This window comes from Klebsiella sp. CN_Kp104, assembly GCF_040064515.1.
Lineage (GTDB): Bacteria > Pseudomonadota > Gammaproteobacteria > Enterobacterales > Enterobacteriaceae > Klebsiella > Klebsiella aerogenes.
The window spans coordinates 16,814-35,858 of sequence record NZ_JBEAII010000008.1; the positions used below are offsets into that span (position 1 = coordinate 16,814).

Consider the following 19,045-nt stretch of genomic DNA (forward strand, 5'->3'; position numbering starts at 1 on the left):
GATGTAATGCCCACTATGACTCAAGTCGCGAAAAAAATTCTGGTAACGTGCGCGCTGCCGTACGCCAACGGCTCTATCCACCTCGGCCACATGCTGGAGCACATCCAGGCTGATGTCTGGGTCCGTTACCAGCGAATGCGCGGCCACGAAGTCAACTTCATCTGCGCCGACGACGCCCACGGCACCCCGATTATGCTGAAAGCGCAGCAGCTTGGCATCACCCCGGAGCAGATGATTGGCGAGATGAGTCAGGAGCATCAGACCGATTTTGCCGGTTTCGATATCAGCTACGACAACTATCACTCGACGCACAGCGACGAGAACCGCGAGCTGTCGGAGCTTATCTATACCCGTCTGAAAGAAAACGGTTTTATTAAAAACCGCACCATCTCTCAGCTCTACGATCCGGAAAAAGGCATGTTCCTGCCTGACCGTTTCGTCAAAGGCACCTGTCCGAAGTGTAAATCTCCGGACCAGTATGGCGATAACTGCGAAGTCTGCGGCGCGACCTACAGCCCAACTGAGCTCATCGATCCGAAATCTGTAGTATCCGGCGCGACGCCGGTGATGCGTGAATCCGAGCACTTCTTCTTCGACCTGCCGTCCTTTAGCGAAATGCTGCAGGCGTGGACCCGCAGCGGCGCGCTGCAGGAGCAGGTGGCGAACAAAATGCAGGAGTGGTTCGAATCCGGTCTGCAACAGTGGGATATTTCCCGTGACGCGCCGTACTTTGGCTTTGAAATTCCCAACGCGCCGGGCAAATACTTCTACGTCTGGCTGGATGCGCCGATCGGTTATATGGGTTCCTTTAAGAATCTGTGCGATAAACGCGGCGACACGGCCAGCTTCGATGAATACTGGAAGAAAGATTCCAGCGCCGAGCTGTATCACTTCATCGGTAAAGACATTGTTTACTTCCACAGCCTGTTCTGGCCGGCCATGCTGGAAGGCAGCAATTTCCGTAAGCCGACCAACCTGTTCGTTCACGGCTATGTCACGGTAAACGGCGCCAAGATGTCCAAATCGCGCGGCACCTTTATCAAAGCCAGCACCTGGCTGAACCATTTCGACGCCGACAGCCTGCGCTACTACTACACCGCTAAGCTCTCTTCGCGCATTGATGATATCGACCTGAACCTGGAAGACTTTATCCAGCGCGTTAACGCCGATATCGTTAACAAAGTGGTGAACCTGGCTTCGCGTAACGCCGGCTTTATCAATAAGCGCTTCGACGGCATGCTCTCCGCCGAACTGGCTGACCCGGCGCTGTATAAAACCTTCACCGATGCGGCTGCCGCTATCGGCGAAGCGTGGGAAAGCCGCGAATTCGGTAAAGCCATCCGCGAAATTATGGCGCTGGCCGACGTCGCTAACCGCTATGTTGACGAGCAGGCGCCGTGGGTGGTGGCAAAACAGGAAGGCCGCGACGCCGATCTGCAGGCAATCTGCACCATGGGGCTGAACATGTTCCGCGTGCTGATGACCTGGCTGAAGCCAGTTCTGCCGGGTCTGAGCGCGCGCGCTGAAGCGTTCCTCAACACCGAGCTGAGCTGGGACGCCATCCAGCAGCCGCTGCTGGCGCACAAGGTTAACGCCTTCAAAGCGCTGTACAACCGCATTGAGATGAAACAAGTCGAAGCGCTGGTGGAGGCCTCTAAAGAAGAAGTGAAAGCCGCCGCCGCGCCGGTGACTGGCCCGCTGGCCGATGATCCGATTCAGGAAACTATCGCCTTTGACGATTTCGCCAAGGTGGATATGCGTATCGCGCTGATTGAAAACGCCGAGTTCGTCGACGGTTCCGATAAGCTGCTGCGCCTGACTCTCGATCTCGGCGGCGAGAAGCGTAACGTCTTCTCCGGCATCCGCTCCGCCTACCCGGACCCGCAGGCGCTCATTGGCCGCCTGACGGTGATGGTCGCCAACCTGGCGCCGCGTAAAATGCGCTTCGGCATCTCCGAAGGGATGGTGATGGCCGCCGGCCCTGGCGGGAAAGATATCTTCCTGTTAAGCCCTGACAGCGGCGCACAGCCGGGTCAGCAGGTTAAATAACCTCCGTAAAAGCGCTGCTCCGGCAGCGCTTTTTTTATGAATTCCGAAAATGCCCTTCCAACTGCTAAACCCACTCTTAGATTAGGTGATTAACTGATAGCATCAACGAAACTGGATAAAAACACAGGGACGTTGCATGACAACAGATACCTCGCCGGATACCCCTTGCCGCCCGTGGCTGGCCGATGATGCGCAGATAACGCTACCGAAAAAGCTTGCCAAAGAAGCGCTGAGCCATCGCCGCTGGCCGGGTGAAGCGGTATCCAATGCTAAAGACGTCAACAGGCTGAACGGCCTCGCTCACGGTTTAAACCGGCCATACAAAAAAACCGTTTCCTTTGATTACAGTGACTGTTCGCCGGAATGGCAGCAGGTCATCGCCGAGGCGCTGTCGCTCATTGACACCGAACTTAACACCACCTTACCGCCGCAAGTTCTAGCGGTTCTGGTTGCGCTAAAAAATGATAATAATCCGCAAGGCACTCAGGATTTACAGGATCATATCGTTGAACAAGGCGGGCTGGAATATGCCACCGAGGTAGTTATTGCGCTGCAGTTTATTCACCCCGTATACGATTATGGCGACGATCGGGTCAACTTCTTGCCATCAAATCAGCCTCCAAATTATCTGCATTCGTATTCCGTTTTCGAATGGCGACTGCGGAAGCACCTTTCTCTCGCGGATGAAGCGCTATGGCAACGCTGCGCTGATAAACTGATTACCGCCCAGCCCGCCATGCCAGCCTGGCGCCAGCCGCTGGTTTCTCTTCTGTTGCCGGAAAAACCCGATATCGCTCGCGATACTGCCGCACGCCTTCACGGACAGCCCACTCTCGGTATGCTGGAATGGCTGAAGCTGGCGGCTACTGATGCGCCAACGCTGGCGATATTAGATAACTATCCGCATTTAGATATCTTTAATGATTATTACGTTGGCAAAACTTGCTGCGCCACACTGTTACAGGAGCAGGGGCTCCCTGCTCTCGCCCGCCTCGCACCTTACGCCCACGGCGATATCTGCGGTGAGGCGCTGACTCATATCAACCATCCGCAGGCCCTGGGCCTGCTGATTGACGCCAGCGGGCAGAGCAAACGCGCCTTTGAGCGAATGAATAAAGCCAGCGAGCGCTTCCCGCACGCCATGCTGGCGGCGCTGGCGGAGCGGTTAGCGCAAAAGAACGATTCACGCTGGCAAACCCTGCTGGTCGTTCTGCTTAACAGCCAGCCTGAAATCGTCACGCGGGTGACGCCATGGCTGTCGGCGCAGGCGCTGGCCGTCGTAGAACACGGCCAGCAGCAGCTAAATCAGCGCACTGAGAGCGCCAGCAACGACCAGCTCCCGGCTGTACTGGTCTCTCCGCCGTGGGCGGCGAAGAAGAAAAAGGTGACGGTTCCGGTACTGGCACTTGTACCGCTCTCGCTGGATCCTGTCTGTTCACTATCGGAGGAAGAACGCGAAGTTCTGCTGAAGAAAGAGAACTGGGATCCAACAGATATTGAAGACAGCGCAGCAGATTTCCTCTCCACGCTGGGCTTCAGACGTTGGGATGGCTTTAGCGTTAAGAAAGTCATAGATTCAGCATTGGATGCCTGGCAGGGTGAAGATTATCCCGCGTTAATTGAAGCATTTAAAACGTTCCATCATCCCTATCGGGGCGAATGGAATCTCTACAGACTCTCGGTACTCGAACCAGAAAAAGCACTCCGGGTCTGGAATTACTTAAGCCAGCAGCCTCATCACGGCGCAAGGCGAGTGATGCTGTACCTGGGCCTCGCCGGGTTACCGGGCTTCACCCATTCCCTCTCGCGCTACCCGGAGATAAACGTCCCGCTTGCACAGTGGTTTGGCGCCAGCGAACTGGCGCCGGCCATCGCCCGCGCCTTCAGCAAGCTGAAAAGCATGCGCGACGAAGCCCGCCTGTGGCTGCTGGCCTACCCGCAGCACGCCATTACCGGTCTGCTGCCCGCCGCCTTCGGCAAAGCCGGCGAAGCCCGAGACTGCGCCCGTCAGGCGCTACGGCTGCTGGTTGATAATGGCCATCAAGCGCTGATGGAACAGATCGCCGGGCGTTACCAACAGCCCGAAGTGATGGTCGCACTCGCCGCCCTACAGGCACTTGACCCGCTGGACAACCACCCGAGTAAAATCCCCTCCCTGCCTGGTTTCTGGCTGCCCACGCTGTGGGCCCGTCCGCGGCTGCGCGAGAACGACCTGCCGCTCTCCGACGATGCCTTAAAGCATCTCGGCGCGATGCTGCGTTTTCCGCAGGATGAGGGGCTGTATCCCGGCCTGCTGCAGGTCAAAGCCGCCTGCACCCCGGCCTCGCTGGCCGCCTTCGCCTGGGACCTGTACCTCGCCTGGGAGGCTGCCGGCGCGCCGTCGAAAGAGAGCTGGGCCTTCAGCGCGCTGGGCGTATTGGGCGATGATGATACCGCCCGTAAGCTGACGCCCCTTATCCGTGCCTGGCCCGGGCAGTCACAGCACAAACGCGCCACCGCCGGGCTGGATATTCTCGCCGCCATCGGCAGCGATATCGCCCTGATGCATCTCAACGGCATCGCGCAGAAGCTCAAATTCAAGGCCCTGCAGACCCGGGCGCGGGAAAAGATTCAGCACATTGCCGACAGCCGCCAGCTGACCGTCGCCGAACTGGAAGACCGCCTGGCGCCGGATTTAGGCCTTGACGAACAGGGCTCGCTGACGCTCGATTTTGGCCCCCGCCGCTTCAGCGTCAGCTTCGATGAAGCCCTCAAACCCTTCGTGCGCGATGAAAAGGGCAGCCGCCTTAAGGACCTGCCGAAACCGAACAAAAGCGATGATGCAACCCTCAGCGCCGAAGCCGTCGGGCGCTACAAGGCGCTGAAAAAGGATGCCCGCACCGCGGCGGCGCAGCAGATTGCCCGCCTCGAGTCGGCCATGTGCCAGCGCCGGCGCTGGACGGCGGAAAACTTCCGCCTGTTCCTCGTCGAACATCCGCTGGTCCGCCATCTCATCCGTCGGCTGGTATGGGGCGTTTATGGCGACGACGACGCCCTGCAGGCCTGCTTCCGGGTGGCGGAAGATAACAGCTACAGCACCGCCGGTGACGACCTGTTCACCCTGCCGCAGGGCAATATCACCATCGGCCTGCCGCACGCGCTGGAAATCGACGCCGCAGATGCCGCCGCCTTCGGCCAGCTGTTCGCCGACTACCAGTTGCTGGCGCCGTTCCGCCAGCTTGACCGCCACGTCTGGGCGCTGAGCGACGCGGAGCTCACAGCCACTTCGCTCAGCCGCTGGGCCGGACGCAAAGCGCCGGGTGGCCGCATCGCGGGGCTGGCCAACAAAGGCTGGCTGCGCGGCCAGCCGCTGGACGGCGGCTGGATCGGCTGGATGCTGAAACCGCTGGGGCCGTGGACGCTGGTCGTTGAACTTAAAGAAGGCTTTGCGGTTGGCGCATCACCTGATGAGTACAGCGCCGAACAACAGCTGGACGATATCTGGCTGTGGCACGGCGAGGCGAGCAACTTTGGCTGGGGCACTCAAACGCCGCAGAAAAAACCGTTCTCGGTGCTGGATCGCATCACCCTCAGCGAAGCCGTCAACGATATCCAGGCGCTGTTTGATTAAGCATAAGGAAGGAACATGAGCCATACCGCAAGAGAAAATAATAATCATTCTGGGTTGCCGAAAATTTTGCTGTCGCCACCGTGGCGCAGCAAAAAAACCAAAAAAACCAGCCTGCGCCTTGAGCTGGCGGTGCTGTGTATTCCACCGCAAGAACAGTGGTTACCTGGAGAAAAAGAGGCGCTGGCGGCAGCGGAACCGGCATGTTTCTTTAATCGCCAGCCATTGACGGAGCGGATCGCCAAACGGGGTAGCGACATCGTGTTGCGTGAACTGGGTTTTGAGGTCATGGATTATCTGTTCCATCAATACACCCTGGCAGGCTGTCAGGATCATCTGGACTCATGGGTCAGTTTTACGCAACCTGACTGGCAACAAGAAGCGATTAGCGCACTTAACAACGCTGATAGCGAAGGCCTGCTCCTCGCCTGGCGGCGCTACCAGGAAGGCGACTATAAGCCTAACGACTGCTGGAATCTATACCTGCTAGCACAGCTGCCGCGCGAACAACTGCTAACGCTATGGCAACGAATAAATGAGGAGAAATTCCGCTACGTTGGCGCAGACTATGTGCTAAGCATTCTCGGCGTCGACGCGCTGCCCGGCCTGCTGCTGGCGCTACAGCAGCGGCCCAAAGAGATCTTCCCCCTACTGATCCATATCGGCGCCGCTGAACTGGCGCTACCAATCGCCCGAGCCTGGCACCGCTTGCAGGCGCAGAGTCAGCTCGCTCGCCAGTGGCTGCTACAGTGGCCGGAACATGCCGCCGCCGCATTAATCCCAGTCGCCTTCGGCAAAGCTGGCGATCATCGGGAGGCAGCCATTAACGCCCTACGTTTGCTGTCTCAACAAGGTCACCTCGAACGGTTGAAATCCGTCGCCTTACGCTGGGATGAGCCGCAGCTATGGCCTGTGCTGGAACAATTGCTCACTCAGAATCCGCTGGAAAACTACCCGGCGCGAATCGCGAAAGCGCCCGATTTCTGGCAGCCCGCGCGGTGGCGCAGGCCGCGGCTTATCGTAAACGACCAACCGCTAACCGACGACGCATTAGAGGTCCTCGGCGAAATGTTGCGTATGTCGCAGGCGGGCCCGGTATACTGCGGGCTGAATATCATCAAAGCCGTCTGTCAGCCGCAGACGTTGGCCGCCTTCGCCTGGGATTTGTTCAGTGCCTGGCAAAACGCGGGGGCCCCGGCGAAAGAGAATTGGGCTTTCCAGGCTTTAGGAATATTGGGTGACGAAAGTACGGTCCGCGAATTAACACCGCTGATTCTCAGCTGGCCTCAGGAAGGAAAATCAGCCCGCGCCTCCAGAGGGTTGACGCTGCTTAGCCGCATTGGCAACGATACGGCGCTCATGCACTTGTATCACATCGCCCAACGCGCGAAATCCCGCCCGTTATATGAAAACGCAGAGCAGCAGCTAAAAGTCATCGCCGAGGCCCGATGCCTTAGCGAGGAGCAGTTAAAAGACCGGATGGTCCCCATGCTGGGGCTGAACGCGTCGCAACCGCTGGTCTTTGATTTTGGCCCCCGGCAGTTCAGCGTACGCTTTGACGAACATCTCCAGTTAATCATTACCGATCGGCAGGGCGTCCGACAAAAAACCATGCCGCGCCTACGCGAGGATGACGATCCGCTAAAAGCGCCAGAAGCGCTGGCCCGCCTCAAAGGGCTGAAGAAAGATGCCGCCCAGGCGGCGAAACAGCTACTACCGCATCTGGAGAATGCCTTTCGGCTGGCCAGACGCTGGACAGTTGCCGAATTTCAGACCCTGTTCGTTAACCACCCGCTCACCTGCCATTTAACCCGGCGGCTACTATGGGGAATCTACACGACGCAAGAGCCCAACCATTTGCTAAATGCTTTTCGCGTCGCGGCGGAAGGCGATTACTGCGATGCGCAAGACAATTCCATTGACCTTCCGGCACAGGCGCTTATCGGCATCGCCCATCCGCTGGCGATGAGCGCCGAACTACGCTCAACGTTTGAGCAAGTCACAACCGACTACCAGCTAACGCCGCCCTTCCCTCAGCTCTTACGCCCGATTGTGCAATTGACGCCAGAAGAGGGCTCGACGAGGTTGCTCACGCGCTGGCAGGGGAAAAGCGCTACCTGCGGCCAGCTATTGGGAATACGCTATCGCGGCTGGCAGCAGGAGAGCGATACCAACTTTTGCTACTCGCTTCCGCCTTACCGATTAATGCTGACGATTTCTCCGGGATTTGCGCCCTATGGCATCGATGCCAACGCCCGCCATCAGTTTGCCGAAATCACGCTGTACGGCGGCGAATCACCTGCCGCATTTTCGCAGCTTGACCAATGCATACTCAGCGAGGCGCTGAGCGCCATCGATGCCATCTTCCGCTAAATCAACACGCGCAAAAGGAAAAGGAATGTCACACCAGGAAAACCCTCTTCAGCGCCCACCGGCCGCCACGCGCTACGCCGAGGAACTCGCCCGACTAAAACAGAGTGATGACGCCCCCTGCCCGCCAGGCTGGTTGTTAAGCCTGCCAGCGGCGCGAGCCTTTATCCTCGGCGATGATACACGGGGTATTAGCCGTAAAATCGTGATCGGCCCCGCCGCCGTCGAACGCATGCTGGTGACGCTCGCCACCGGGCGCGGCCTGATGTTGGTTGGCGAGCCAGGAACGGCGAAATCACTGCTCTCAGAGCTACTGGCCACCGCCATTTGTGGCGATGCCGGGCTGACCATTCAGGGCGGGGCATCGGTAACAGAGGATCAAATCAAGTACGGCTGGAACTACGCGCTGCTGATTAACCAGGGTCCGTCGCCGCAGGCGCTGGTCCCTGCTCCGCTTTACCAGGGCATGCGCGACGGTAAAATCGTTCGCTTCGAAGAGATCACCCGCACGCCGCTGGAGGTGCAGGACTGCCTGTTAGGGATGCTCTCCGATCGGGTGATGGCGATACCGGAACTCACCGGCGACGAGAGCCAGCTGTATGCCCGTGCGGGCTTTAACATTATTGCTACTGCCAACACCCGCGACCGCGGCGTCAACGAGATGAGCGCGGCGTTGAAGCGCCGCTTCGACTTTGAAACCGTCTTTCCAATCATGGATTTCCAGCAGGAGCTGGAGCTGGTCGCCAGCGCATCCGCCCGGTTACTGGCGCATAGCGGGATTCCGCATAAGATTCCAGATGCGGTACTCGAACTACTGGTCCATACCTTTCGCGACCTGCGCGCCGACGGTGACAAAAAAACCTCCATGGATACCCTCAGCGCGATAATGTCCACCGCTGAAGCGGTCAACGTCGCCCATGCCGTCGGCGTTCGCGCCTGGTTCCTTGCCAACCGCGCTGGCGAGCCTACCGACCTGGTGGACTGCATCGCCGGCACCATCGTTAAAGACAACGAGGACGATCGCGCCCGCCTGCGCCGATATTTTGAACAACGCGTCGGCAAACATAAAGAAGCCCACTGGCAGGCCTATTATCAGGCTCGTCACCGGCTGCCTTGAGGGAAGCGCTATGTCTGAGCAGCCGTTAATCATCGGTATTCGTCACCATAGTCCGGCCTGCGCGGCGCTGGTCAAAGAGAGCATACTCGCCGTCCGCCCCCGGTGTGTGCTGATTGAAGGCCCGGCGGATTTTAACAGCCGCATTGAGGAGCTTTTTTTGCCTCATCAGTTACCGGTGGCGATCTACAGCTACAGCCAGTCCACGAATGATACCTCCCCAGGCCGCGGCGCCTGGACGCCTTTTGCCGAGTTCTCGCCCGAGTGGCAAGCTCTGATGGCGGCAAAAGAGATCGGCGCGCAAACGCGTTTTATCGATCTCCCGGCGTGGGCGCAAACCGAGAACGATGACGATGATTCTCAGATCCGCCAGCGCGCCGATCGGCAACGCTTGCTACAGGCAAGCGGCATGGAGAATAGCGACACGCTATGGGATCATCTGTTCGAAGATGAGACCCAGCGAACCACCCTGGCGTCAGCGCTGGAACACTATTTTTTCCGCTTGCGCGGCGGTGAGCCCGGCGGCGAAAACAGCCGTCAGCGTGAAGCGTATATGGCGCGCTGGCTGGCGTGGGCGATGCAACAAAACGATGGGCCGGTGGTGGTGGTATGCGGGGGTTGGCACGCCCCGGCGCTGGTCGCCAGCTGGCGCGATTGCCCGGCTCAGGCGCAGGAACCCGCACTCCCGCAACCAGGCGCCGACATCGTCACCGGTTGTTATCTGACACCCTACAGCGAAAAACGCCTCGACGTCTTAAGCGGCTATCTTTCCGGTATGCCGGCTCCGGTCTGGCAAGGCTGGTGCTGGCGGTTTGGGCTACAGCACGCTGGCGAAAAACTGCTGCAGGCCATACTTGGCAATCTGCGCCAGCGCCGCCTGCCAGCTTCCACCGCCGATCTGGCCGCCGCGCACCTACGCGCAATGGCGCTGGCGCAACTGCGCGGGCATCGTCTGCCGCTGCGCAGCGACTGGTTGGATGCGCTTGCCGGAGCATTGCTCAAAGAGGCGCTCGACGCCCCGCTTCCCTGGAGCTACCGCGGCGTGATTCTCCCCAACACCGATCCGCTGCTGCTGACAATAATTGATACGCTGGCGGGAAGCGGTTTCGGTCAGTTGGCGTCAGGCACTCCGCAGCCGCCGTTGCCGCAGGACGTCAGTCGCGAACTGGCCCGCCTCGCGATTCCCCTGCCCGGCCAGTTGCATCTCGACCGCTATGAGAACAACGGGTTGGCGCAAAGCCAGGTGCTACACCGTCTCGCTATCCTGCGTATCCCAGGTATTCAGCGCCTCCAGGGTAATGCCACTTCGTTATCCGGCGACGGCGTGGAAATCTGGTCGCTAACCCATCCGCTGGAACAACATGCCGCGCTCATTGAGAGCGCCCGCTACGGCGGCACCCTAATGGAAGCCGCCCGTCACTATCTTGAAGCGGAAATGCTGGAAGCCGTCGGCATTCGCCGCCTCGCCGAGTGTCTGAGCCAGGCGGCGCTGGCGGGGCTTTCCGCCTTCAGCCATCAGCTACTGGCACAGCTGGCGCAATTGATTGCCGAAGAGAGCCGTTTTGCCGAAATGGGCCCGGCGCTGGAAATCTTATATGCTCTATGGCGGCTGGACGACGCCAGCGGCATGCAGGGTTCAGCGGTGCTGCAAACCACCCTGAGCGCGGCGCTGGATCGCGCGCTGTGGCTATGCGAAACCCGTTGTCAACCCGACGAAGCCCAGTTCCACGCCCATCTGTACAGTTGGCAGACGCTGTGCCATATTCTGCGCGATCTTCGCTGCGTGAACGCGCTTTCTGGACTGACACCAGACGCCGCGCTCGCGCTACTGCAGCGCCGTCTTGCCGCCGTCGATGCCGCCCCTGTTGACCGGGGCGCGGCGCTGGGCGCGCTTATCCGTCTTGAACACCCCTCAGCTAACGCGCAGACGGCGCTGGAGCTACTGGCGCAACTCCCTGCGCAACGGCTCGGCGAAACCCTGCACGGCATGCTGGCGCTGGCGCGCCATCACCTTGCCAGTCAACCCACATTCATCGTTGGTTTCAGCGCGCTGTTAGCACAGCTTGCCGAGGAGGAGTTTATTCTCGCCCTCCCCGATTTACGTGCGGCGATGGCCTGGTTGCCGCCGCGCGAACGCGGCGCGCTGGCGCAGCAGGTGCTCGCGCACTATCACCTGACGGCGCTGCCGGCACAGGCGTTACAAACGCTAAGCAGCTCGCCGGAAGTCATCGCCCGTCACCACCAACAAGAACAGCAGGCGCGGGAAACGCTGGCTCACTGGGGAATTTACTAATGCACTCTCTTGCCGATTTACTGACCTCCACCGAACTTCAGCGCTGGCGGCTGGTGCTGGGCGAGGCCGCCGAAAGCAGCCTTGGCGGCCTGAGCGAGCAGGCGCGCCAGATTGATCACACGCTGGAGTGGCTATACGGTCGCGATCCGCAACGGTTGGCGCGCGGCGAGCGTTGCGGCACGCTGGACAGTTCAAACCTGACCACCCCGGAGTGGATCAACGCTGTTCATACCCTCTTTCCGCAGCAGGTTATCGAACGCCTGGAGAGCGACGCCGTGTTGCGCTACGGCATTGACGATGTCGTGACCAATCTGGATGTACTGCAACGTATCCCCCCTTCCGAAAGCCTGCTGCGCGCGGTGTTACACACCAAACATCTGATGAACCCGGAAGTATTACATGCTGCTCGCCAGCTGGTACGTCAGGTCGTTGAACAGATCATGACCCGGCTGGCTAAAGCGGTACGTCAGGCGTTTTCCGGCGCCCGCGATCGCCGCCGCCCATCACGGCAACCGCTGGCGCGTAATTTTGATTTTAAAAACACGCTGCGCGCCAACCTCAAACACTGGGATCCGCAGCGCGGCAGGCTGTACATTGAATCGCCACGCTTTATCAGCCGCATTAAACGTCACAGCGAACAATGGCAGCTTATCCTGCTGGTGGATCAGAGCGGGTCGATGGTGGATTCGGTGATTCATTCCGCGGTGATGGCTGCCTGTCTGTGGCAGTTGCCGGGCATTCGCACCCATCTGGTGGCCTTCGATACCGAAGTCGTTGATCTGACCGCCGACGTAGCCGACCCGGTGGAACTGTTGATGAAAGTCCAGCTTGGCGGCGGCACGCATATCGCCCGTGCGGTGGAGTACGCGAGCCAGCTCATCGAACAACCGGCAAAAAGCGTTATCGTGCTGGTAAGCGATTTCTTCGAGGGCGGCACGCGATTGCAACTGATCCGCCAGGTGAAACAGTGCGTACGAAACGGCAGCAAAGTGCTGGGGCTGGCAGCGCTTGATAGCAATGCTTTCCCGAGCTATGACCATGATACCGCGCAGGCTCTGGTGAATGCCGGGGCGCAGATTGCCGCCATGACGCCCGGCGAGCTGGCGGCGTGGCTGGCGGAGAATTTACAATCATGACCCTGGTACGCGCGGAACTACTTGAACTCACCCCGCAGGCGCTGACTGCGCTCAGCAACGCAGGTTTCGTCAAACGCAGCCTCAAAGAACTGGATGGCGGAAATATTCCCGAACTGGCGCAGCAAAGCGACGGTACATTGACCGCCCACTTTAGCGACGGCGTCCACACCCGGCTGGCGCGGGGACAATCGCTCAAACAGGCTATCTGTAGCTGCGGCGCCAGCGGTATGTGTCGCCATCGGGTCATGCTGGTATTGAGCTACCAGCGCGCTAACGCCAGCGCAAATGCAGGAGCAGATGAAAGCGCACAGCGCTGGAGCCCTTCGCGGTGGCTGCCTGAACTCGCTACGCTGCCTGATGCTACGCGGCGGCGTGCGCAACTGCTGGCGGCTCAAGGGTTGACGCTAGAACTGTTCTGCCTCCCCGGCGAACCGCCTGCCGCTAAATTACCCATGAGCGATGTCCGTTTCTATTCCCGCAGCAGTCTGCGTTTTGCTCGCTGTGACTGCGTGGAAGGCACGCTATGCGAACACGTCGCGCTGGCGGTGCAGGCCTTTGCCGATGCCGAGTCACGGCAACCCGGTTTTCACCACCTGATGTGGCAATCTCATCGTCAGAAATCTGAGCCTGACGGCGGACCATTCGCCACCTCCCAGGGCGAAGCCTGCCGGCGGGCGTTACAGCGACTTATCGATATCCTGTGGCAAGGCGGCCTCAGCCAGCCCCCCATCAGCTACGATGCCGCATTCAGCCAGGCGCAAAAAGCGGCGCAAAGCGTCGGCTGGCGCTGGGTGGAAAGCGCGCTGGCGCAGATCCGTTCTGGCGTAGATGCCTTTCAACAGCGGGCCAGCGACTACCACCCCGCATCATTCCTGGCGCAACTGGCCGCGCTCGATGGCCGCCTGCGAAGCGCGGGCTGGATGGCGCAACTCGATCGGGATAAGGTCGTGCCGCCATTACCGTGGCGCAATATCGTCGGTCTCGGGGTGGCTGGTGAAACCCAACTTGACCATCTGCGGCTCGTGTCATTGGGTATGCGCTGCTGGCAGGATAGCCAACGGTACGGGCTACGAATTTGGTATTGCGATCCGGACACCGGTAACATCCTGCAGCTGTCGCGCAGCTGGCCGCTAGCGGAGCGTATGCAGATCCCTGCCTGGCAGCGGCGAATCTTTAGTTTTCAGGCCAGCGCGCTGGCGGGTGGGCAAATCATCTCGCAAGCGGCGCGTCGAACCGCCAACGGCGAGCTGCTGCTCGGTAGCCGCCAGCGTCTCAGCAGCAATGTTCCGCTGACGGCGGATGCCTGGCGTTTGCTCGCACCGCCGCTGCGCCAGCCGGGAGTGAGCGCATTACGTCAACATCTACGAGATCGTCCGCCCGCCTGCGTGCGCCCACTCAGCCAGGTCGATAATTTATTTATACTGCCGGTGGGAGAATGCCTTGCACTCGGCTGGGATGCTTCGCGGCAAACGCTGGATGCGCAAGTGCAGAGCGGCGACAACAACGACGATATTCTGCATTTGTCGCTACCGGCCTCCGCCAGCGCGCCTTTCGCTGTCGAACGCATGGCCGCGTTACTGCAGCAGCAGGACGATCCGGTCTGTCTGGTCTCTGGGTTGGTCTCCTTCAATAGCGGTACGTTAACGCTTGTGCCTTTAACGATGATAACCCGTACTCGCGCCTGGGCGCTGGACGGCGAAGCGAGCGCGGTCGGACCGCTACCATCAGCCGGCCTACAGCCTGCTCTATCCGCGGCGCAAAGCCTGCTGCTGCGCGGCCAGGAGCTGCTTATACAGATCCTACATAACGGCCTGCGCTATCAGCAGCAAAATCTGTTTTGCGAGGCGCAAAGGCTCAGCGGCGAGCTGGCAAATAGCGGCTTTCAACAGCTAGCCCGCCTGTACCGGCAGCTGATTGAGAACGGCACGGCAACCACCAGCGAGACGCTTAATACAATAATCCACCTCAGTGAACAACTGGCGATGAAACTCGATTAATTGCAAAAAGGCCGTAACATAATCGTTGCGCTGGCTATAGTATTGATAGCCGCCGCTCTGGGGCGCAATACCACTCAACATAGGGAATCGTGATGAAATTTAACCGCAAGATGGCTGGCGTGCTGGCCGTATCTGTTCTGCTGGCGGCCCTCGCCGGCTGCGATAATAAAAAAGAAGAGAGTAAAACCTTTGCGCTGAATACCAACGGCGTCGAACTCAGCTTTACCTACCACTATGACGGCGACAAAGTATTGCGTCAGGATGCCGACAACACCATTCCCTATAAATCGATCGGCGCCGAAAATAAAGAACAGGCGCGGGCCATTATTGAGCCGATTAGCAGCGTGTATCGTAATCTACAGGGCGTAGAACAGACCATCGACTATAAAGATTCCTATGCGCTTGAGCATCTGACCGTGGATTTTAGCAAAGCGAAAATCAGCGAGCTGTGCAAACTGCCGGGCTCGATGTTCACCGACTGCTCACAGCAGTTTGTTTCACTATCGGTGTCAACTAAATTGCTGGAATCGCAGGGTTTTAAAGAGGTGAAGAAGTAAAGAGGTGCAGGGCCCGGGCGCAGGCCCGGGTCAAGTCAGGCGCTTAGCCTTTGGCGTGCTCGCGTTCGGTAAGACCGCGCAGGAAATAGCGCAAAAACTGATCGCCGCATTCGCGGTAGTTTTTGTGGTCCGGCGCGCGCATCATGGCGGTGATTTCCGGCATCGACACGCGGAATTTTTGCTGAGTCAGGATCGCCAGAATATCGTCGGTCTTCAGCGAGAAAGCGATACGCAATTTTTTCAGTACGATATTGTTATTCACCCGGCGTTCAACCGCCAGCGGCGGCGCTGATTCGTCTTTGCCGCGCTTATCGTAAATCAGGCCATTGAGAAAATTCGACAGCACGACATCCGGGCAACGCGCAAACCCTTCTTCGTCTTCTTTTTTCAGCCAGGGTACCAGCTGTTCCGCACTCACCGGCGCATCCGCCAACGCAAAGATGCGTACCAGGCCGTTATTGTTGGTTTTCAGGGTGTAGCGCAGGCTACGTAAAATATCGTTACTGATCATAATGCCTTCATGATGAAAAATGCTGGCGCTAAGTCTACCATGATTCCGCGTTTTTACAGCCCAATCGCCTCCTTCAGGCTTTTCAGATAGCGGCGGCTGACCGGCACCGTTTGCCCGGCGCGCATTAACAATTCCGCCTGCCCATTCTCCTCAAGGCGGATCTCCTTCAAATGCGCCATGTTAACGAGATATTGACGGTGGCAGCGCAACAGCGGCGTACGGCTTTCAAGCGTACGCAAAGTCAGTTCGGTAAACCCTTCTTTGCCTTCGCTATCAGTGACGTAAATCCCGCTCATCCGGCTACTCACAAAAGCCACATCTTCCATCTGCAGCAACCAGATGCGGCTGTGACCGGTGCAGGGAATGTACTTCAGCGCCTGCCGGGCATCATCCAACAGGGATACATCCTGCAGGCTGCGCTCCTGGCGCAGGCGGCTCAGGGTTTTCTCCAGCCGGGCGTTTTCGATCGGCTTGAGCAGATAATCAAAGGCGTGCTCTTCAAAGGCCTTCACCGCATATTCATCGAAGGCGGTTAAAAAGACGATATAGGGGCGGTGCTCTGGATCGAGCATACCAACCATCTCCAACCCACTGATGCGCGGCATTTGAATGTCCAGAAACAGCACGTCGGGACGCAGCTTATGCACCGCGCCAATCGCCTCGACGGCGTTGCCGCATTCGCCGACGATATCAATATCGCTTTGCGCCTCCAGCAGAATGCGCAGATTTTCCCGCGCCAGCGGCTCATCATCGACGATTAAAACTTTTAGCATGCATTCTCCTCCAGAGGCAGTCGCAGCGTAATGCGGGTAAAATGTTCCGCTTCGCAAGCGACGCTAATTCCGCAGTCGGCGCCGAAGCGCGTACGCAGTCTTCTGTCCACCAGGCTCATTCCGAGCCCGCTGGCGTTAGGGTTATCCCGATACAGCCCGGCATTATCTTCCACATCCAGCTGTAACCAACGCTCATGCTGACTGGCGCGAATGGTAATTTCGCCCACGCCAAGATGCTGAGAAGTGCCGTGCTTGATCGCGTTTTCGACTATCGGCTGTAACGTAAACGCCGGTAGCTGCAGATGTTCAAGCGATGCAGGAACCTGCATACGTATCTGTAAATTATCCTGGAATCGCGCCTTCTCAATTTGCAGATAGGCATTCACATGTTCAATTTCGTCCGCCAGGGTGACGATCTCCGTTGGTCGCTTCAGATTTTTGCGAAAGAAGGTTGATAGATACTGCACCAGTTGTCCGGCCTGATCGCTATCGCGGCGAATCACTGCCTTCAGCGTGTTCAGGGCGTTGAACAGAAAGTGCGGGTTAACCTGCGCGTGCAGCAGTTTAATTTCCGACTGGGTCAGCAACGCCTTCTGCCGTTCATACTGGCCGGCAAGGATCTGCGCCGACAGTAGCTGGGCGATCCCCTCCCCCAGCGTACGGTTAATCGAGCTGAACAAGCGGTTTTTCGCTTCATATAGCTTAATGGTGCCAATAACCCGTTGATTCTCACCGCGCAGCGGAATGACCAGCGTCGAGCCCAGTTTGCATCCAGGGTGAATTGAACAGCGGTACGGCACCTCGTTGCCGTCGGCATAAACCACTTCGCCGGTATCAATCGCCCTTTGCGTATAGGATGATGAGATCGGCTTACCTGGTAGATGGTGGTCATCCCCGATGCCGGTAAACGCCAGCAGCCGCTCGCGGTCGGTAATGGCTACAGCGCCGATATCCAGTTCCTGAATCAGCACCTGAGCCACCTTCATACTATTCTCTTCGTTGAATCCCTGACGCAGGATCCCCTCGGTAGAGGCCGCCACTTTCAGCGCGGTGGCGGAAAAAGCCGAGGTGTATTTTTCAAACATCGCCCGCTTATCCAGCAGGATACGCATAAATAGCGCGGCGCCGACGGTATTGGTAACCATCATCGGCGCGGCAATACTCTGTACCAGGTGCAGCGCATCCTGAAAGGGTCGCGCAATGAGCAGGATAATCAGCATCTGCACCAGTTCGGCGAAAAAGGTAATAGCCCCGGCGGTAAGCGGGCTGAACACTTTATCCGGGCGGCCGCGCCTGATTAGAATGCTGTGCACCAGACCACCGAGCAGCCCTTCGACAATGGTCGACACCATACAGCTTAACGCCGTCATTCCGCCCAGCGAATAACGATGCAGGCCCCCGGTCAGCCCCACCAGGCCGCCGACCACCGGGCCGCCGAGCAGGCCGCCCATCACTGCGCCAATAGCGCGGGTATTTGCAATAGAATCTTCGATATGCAGACCGAAATAGGTCCCCATAATGCAAAAAATCGAGAAGGTGACATAGCACAGCAATTTATGCGGCAAACGCACGGTGACCTGCATCAGGGGAATGAACAGCCGCGTTTTACTCATCAGCCAGGCGATGACCAGAAACACGCACATCTGCTGGAGCAGCAGCAATACCAGATCGAACTCGTACATACCCGCAAACCACACAACCTTTGAAAGCGCGTAACATACACTGACCGCCGATAACTTTCTTTGAAGCGATACAAGAAAATGCTAAATCACGGCGACGATCACACTTCTCACCGTCTCGTCGCGGCCAAAAAGAACAAAAAATGAACAATTGATAAACCCCTTCTACAGTTAAATCAGGAGAACACGGCGGGAGGGGAAAATGGCGCTGTATACGATAGGCGAAGTGGCTCAGCTTTGTGATATCAATCCCGTGACGCTGCGAGCCTGGCAGCGACGTTATGAACTTATTAAACCGCAGCGCACCGATGGCGGTCATCGATTATTCAATGACAATGAAATTGAGCGTATTCGCGAAATTAAGCGCTGGATTGATGCCGGCGTACAGGTCAGCAAGGTAAAAAACCTGCTACCTGACCGCGAAGAGGATGCTGAAGACGGCTGGCGCGAACAGCAGGAGATATTGCTCGGTTTTCTACAAGAAGGTCATTACCAACGCTTGCGCCTATGGCTAAAAGAGCGCAGCCACAGCTATTCCGCGCAAACGCTGGTCCATTACCTGATTAATCCGCTCCGCCACCGCCTGTTAAGCCCGCAGCCAACGCTACTGGCGCTGCGCAGCCTGCTCGACGGCATCTTGATCAATCATATCGCCCAATGTCTCGCCCATGCCTGGAAACGCCCCGGCCATCACGCGGTGGTGGTTGGCTGGAATACCGATGACACCACCCGACTGTGGCTGGAGGGCTGGAAAGCCTGCGAGCAAGGTTGGCGGGTCGACGTTGTCGCACATTCCCTGAACCAGATCCGTCCGCAACTGTTTCCCGACAGCACCCTACTGGTGTGGTGCCCCACACCGCCAGGTAGTCCACAGGCAGCACAGCTTCGCGATTGGGAACAGCGGGAAAACCTGATCTGGCTAAATAGCAATTAATGTTTCGTTAACACCAGCGCTTCAC

General features: G+C 58.3%; 11 protein-coding genes and 1 pseudogene. 9 read left to right on the forward strand and 3 right to left on the reverse strand.

The features are described from left to right. Positions 1 to 15: 15 nt before the first annotated feature. The 8 genes and pseudogenes from metG to ABLU80_RS11300 all read left to right on the forward strand — a co-directional run bounded on the left by metG (position 16) and on the right by ABLU80_RS11300 (position 15,123). A complete protein-coding gene (metG, locus tag ABLU80_RS11265; RefSeq protein WP_047080766.1) occupies positions 16 to 2,049 on the forward strand; it encodes a methionine--tRNA ligase in 2,034 nt (677 codons plus the stop codon). 229 nt (positions 2,050 to 2,278) lie between these two features. After that, a pseudogene (locus ABLU80_RS11270) lies at positions 2,279 to 5,659 on the forward strand (DUF4132 domain-containing protein); the annotation flags it as partial. Positions 5,660 to 5,674: 15 nt separating this feature from the next. After that, on the forward strand, positions 5,675 to 8,029 hold the full coding sequence (locus tag ABLU80_RS11275) for a DUF4132 domain-containing protein (protein ID WP_348849978.1): 2,355 nt from the start codon (positions 5,675 to 5,677) through the stop codon (positions 8,027 to 8,029). Between the two features lie 25 nt (positions 8,030 to 8,054). Next, positions 8,055 to 9,143, forward strand: coding sequence for a MoxR family ATPase (locus ABLU80_RS11280; protein WP_213796102.1), 1,089 nt, complete (start codon positions 8,055 to 8,057; stop codon positions 9,141 to 9,143). A gap of 10 nt (positions 9,144 to 9,153) precedes the next feature. Continuing rightward, the gene (locus ABLU80_RS11285; RefSeq protein WP_348849979.1) at positions 9,154 to 11,433 is read left to right on the forward strand and encodes a DUF5682 family protein; all 2,280 of its coding nucleotides are present in this window, start codon (positions 9,154 to 9,156) and stop codon (positions 11,431 to 11,433) included. Further along, positions 11,433 to 12,569 (forward strand): VWA domain-containing protein, encoded by a 1,137-nt coding sequence (locus ABLU80_RS11290; RefSeq protein WP_348849980.1) that lies wholly within the window; start codon positions 11,433 to 11,435, stop codon positions 12,567 to 12,569. The genes ABLU80_RS11285 and ABLU80_RS11290 overlap by 1 nt, the downstream gene beginning before the upstream one ends. After that, positions 12,566 to 14,566 carry an SWIM zinc finger family protein gene (locus tag ABLU80_RS11295; protein ID WP_348849981.1) on the forward strand — a complete coding sequence of 667 codons (2,001 nt, stop codon included), beginning with the start codon at positions 12,566 to 12,568 and terminating at the stop codon, positions 14,564 to 14,566. The genes ABLU80_RS11290 and ABLU80_RS11295 overlap by 4 nt, the downstream gene beginning before the upstream one ends. Before the next feature lie 92 nt (positions 14,567 to 14,658). Continuing rightward, positions 14,659 to 15,123, forward strand: coding sequence for a YehR family lipoprotein (locus ABLU80_RS11300; protein WP_015365748.1), 465 nt, complete (start codon positions 14,659 to 14,661; stop codon positions 15,121 to 15,123). Between the two features lie 43 nt (positions 15,124 to 15,166). Here ABLU80_RS11300 and ABLU80_RS11305 read toward each other — a convergent pair whose 3' ends face one another. From ABLU80_RS11305 to ABLU80_RS11315, 3 genes are read right to left on the reverse strand one after another with little or no spacing between them, the layout of a single operon-like run. Then, a complete protein-coding gene (locus tag ABLU80_RS11305; RefSeq protein WP_015706088.1) occupies positions 15,167 to 15,634 on the reverse strand; it encodes a DUF1456 family protein in 468 nt (155 codons plus the stop codon). A gap of 53 nt (positions 15,635 to 15,687) precedes the next feature. After that, complete coding sequence (btsR, locus tag ABLU80_RS11310; protein ID WP_015365746.1) at positions 15,688 to 16,407, reverse strand: two-component system response regulator BtsR; 720 nt, start codon at positions 16,405 to 16,407, stop codon at positions 15,688 to 15,690. Next, positions 16,401 to 18,089, reverse strand: a complete 1,689-nt coding sequence (locus ABLU80_RS11315) for a sensor histidine kinase (RefSeq protein ID WP_015365745.1) — start codon at positions 18,087 to 18,089, stop codon at positions 16,401 to 16,403. The genes btsR and ABLU80_RS11315 overlap by 7 nt, the downstream gene beginning before the upstream one ends. Positions 18,090 to 18,288: 199 nt before the next feature. Here ABLU80_RS11315 and ABLU80_RS11320 point away from each other — a divergent pair, with 199 nt between their 5' ends. Continuing rightward, a complete protein-coding gene (locus ABLU80_RS11320) occupies positions 18,289 to 19,020 on the forward strand; it encodes a MerR family transcriptional regulator (protein WP_015365744.1) in 732 nt (243 codons plus the stop codon). Positions 19,021 to 19,045: the final 25 nt, after the last annotated feature.

Bases quoted from the DNA above. Each gene is read 5' to 3' on its own strand.
- metG (WP_047080766.1), top strand. From the start codon at position 16: ATGACTCAAGTCGCGAAAAAAATTCTGGTAACGTGCGCGCTGCCGTAC.
- ABLU80_RS11275 (WP_348849978.1), top strand. From the start codon at position 5,675: ATGAGCCATACCGCAAGAGAAAATAATAATCATTCTGGGTTGCCGAAA.
- ABLU80_RS11280 (WP_213796102.1), top strand. From the start codon at position 8,055: ATGTCACACCAGGAAAACCCTCTTCAGCGCCCACCGGCCGCCACGCGC.
- ABLU80_RS11285 (WP_348849979.1), top strand. From the start codon at position 9,154: ATGTCTGAGCAGCCGTTAATCATCGGTATTCGTCACCATAGTCCGGCC.
- ABLU80_RS11290 (WP_348849980.1), top strand. From the start codon at position 11,433: ATGCACTCTCTTGCCGATTTACTGACCTCCACCGAACTTCAGCGCTGG.
- ABLU80_RS11295 (WP_348849981.1), top strand. From the start codon at position 12,566: ATGACCCTGGTACGCGCGGAACTACTTGAACTCACCCCGCAGGCGCTG.
- ABLU80_RS11300 (WP_015365748.1), top strand. From the start codon at position 14,659: ATGAAATTTAACCGCAAGATGGCTGGCGTGCTGGCCGTATCTGTTCTG.
- ABLU80_RS11305 (WP_015706088.1), bottom strand. From the start codon at position 15,634: ATGATCAGTAACGATATTTTACGTAGCCTGCGCTACACCCTGAAAACC.
- btsR (WP_015365746.1), bottom strand. From the start codon at position 16,407: ATGCTAAAAGTTTTAATCGTCGATGATGAGCCGCTGGCGCGGGAAAAT.
- ABLU80_RS11315 (WP_015365745.1), bottom strand. From the start codon at position 18,089: ATGTACGAGTTCGATCTGGTATTGCTGCTGCTCCAGCAGATGTGCGTG.
- ABLU80_RS11320 (WP_015365744.1), top strand. From the start codon at position 18,289: ATGGCGCTGTATACGATAGGCGAAGTGGCTCAGCTTTGTGATATCAAT.